The sequence below is a fragment of the Aeromonas sp. PS2Canimalfood6 genome (genome assembly GCF_048276795.1).
Lineage (GTDB): Bacteria > Pseudomonadota > Gammaproteobacteria > Enterobacterales > Aeromonadaceae > Aeromonas > Aeromonas caviae.
Genome location: NZ_JBLUXC010000138.1, coordinates 1 through 1060, shown reverse-complemented (window position 1 = coordinate 1060; position 1060 = coordinate 1). Strand labels below are relative to the sequence as shown.

The 1060-nt window shown below is 53.8% G+C and carries 1 protein-coding gene; it reads left to right on the top strand.

Annotation, left to right across the window (positions count from 1 at the left end; genetic code table 11):
* Positions 1–73 precede the first annotated feature (73 nt).
* On the top strand, positions 74–1021 hold the full coding sequence (locus ACNPAA_RS20905; protein WP_012564931.1) for an IS30-like element ISAeca1 family transposase: 948 nt from the start codon (positions 74–76) through the stop codon (positions 1019–1021).
* Positions 1022–1060: the final 39 nt, after the last annotated feature.

Below are 1060 nucleotides of genomic sequence, written 5' to 3'. Positions count from 1 at the left end.
GTGCATAGGAGAGAGGCGGTCAACTACCAGTTAGGGTACGCTTCTTCTCGCCAAAGAAACAAAGCGATACACCATGAAATACCAGCAGTTGACCGAGGGGCTACGATACCAGATTGCCTGCCTCCGTGACCATGGCCTGTCACAGGCCCGCATTGCCAAACAGCTCGGGGTTCATCCATCGACTATCAGTCGTGAGCTTCGTCGTAATTGTGCTGGGCAGGCCTATCAGCCGCAGCAGGCTCACCAACTTGCCACGGCACGACGGCTGACGAGTCAGAAGCGTACTGTCCCGTCTGATACCATCGACTTTGTTTGCATGGCGCTGGTCGCGGACTGGAGTCCCGAGCAAATCAGTGGCGTTGGAGACATGATTAACTGCCCGGTTAGCCACGAGTGGATATACCGCTATGTGGCACGCGACAAGGCCAACGGTGGCACGCTATACCGGCATCTGCGTCAGGGTCACAAACGCTATCGCAAGGGTAAGAACAGCAAACGCAGTGTCATTCCCAATCCGGTATCGATTGATGAACGCCCTGCGATAGTCAATGAGCGGAGCCGTGTGGGAGATTGGGAAGTCGATACCGTGTTGGGTAAGCAAGGCAGCGGTGCAATAGTGAGTCTGTTGGAGCGTAAGAGCCGGCTCTACCTGGTTCAATACGTTCCCAGCAAAACAGCCAGCGCGGTGGCGGACACCATTATCAGCATGCTGAAACCCTACCAGGCACATGTCCATACCATCACAGCTGACAATGGTAGCGAGTTTGTCGAACATGAACGTGTTGCAGCAGAGCTGGAAGCGCAGGTGTACTTTGCGCATCCATACAGTGCATGGGAACGGGGACAGAATGAGAATAGCAATGGTCTGCTGCGGCAATATGTGCCCAAAGGCAGTGATTTGAGTGTGGTGACAGCAGAGGCACTGTCAGCCGTCGAAAAGCGGCTGAACTTCAGGCCGCGCAAATGCTTGGGATTTAAACAGCCACAGGTGGTTTTTGACGAACTTCTGAAAGCAGCCTGATTTTTAATCGGGAATTGCACTTCGAAGTTGAATTCGCGA

Excerpts from the sequence above, each read along its gene's own strand:
- ACNPAA_RS20905 (WP_012564931.1), top strand. The coding sequence starts at position 74 with ATGAAATACCAGCAGTTGACCGAGGGGCTACGATACCAGATTGCCTGC.